This window comes from Serratia sp. A07, from assembly GCF_058725505.1.
Window position 1 is genome coordinate 1 of record NZ_JBZXDO010000264.1, and the last position, 507, is coordinate 507.

The window sequence follows — 507 nt, forward strand, 5'->3', positions numbered from 1 at the left end:
GTCGTGTTTGACGATCGGGATGTGGTGTATGGCACCGCTGATATCGCCCGGGCCACCGCGTTGCGCGCGAAGTCACTGGAGGGCCAGTGACATGCAACGATTTCCCTTGCAGTTGGCGTCTTCCGGACAACCCCGGCTGACCCTTAAATCCCTCGGTGTGGCCATGATGCTGTCTGCGGCCGGCGTGCCGGCGGCGAATGCCGCGCTCAACAGCGCACAGATTGTTGCCAGTGCGGTGTCGCAGTCCTGCATCAGCTGGCGCGTCAGCGGTATTTGCTACTGGTTGTTCTGCAGTTGGGGCGGCTGCACTGTCCGAACTTCGGTCAAAGTTAGCCATTTCATCCCGGAGGCGGTGGTGTCGGCGTATAACACCCCGGGAGGCAACCCGTGGCGTGAGATGTCGATGGTCAGTCAGGCCGCCGGCGGACTCGAGAGCAGTATCACCAGCGCACTGGGCGGCGTTGCAGCCGGCGGTGGCAACAATGAGCTGAAAACCCCCGGGCAGCG

Annotated in this window: 2 protein-coding genes; both read left to right on the forward strand. The window is 62.9% G+C overall.

The window, feature by feature from the left end:
• Nucleotides 1-24 precede the first annotated feature (24 nt).
• Nucleotides 25-90 carry a hypothetical protein gene (locus tag AC4PR2_RS29665; protein WP_492176148.1) on the forward strand — a complete coding sequence of 22 codons (66 nt, stop codon included), beginning with the start codon at nt 25-27 and terminating at the stop codon, nt 88-90.
• Between the two features lies 1 nt (nt 91).
• Nucleotides 92-507: TraU family protein (locus AC4PR2_RS29670; RefSeq protein ID WP_492176147.1), on the forward strand; the 416-nt coding region annotated here is incomplete at its 3' end.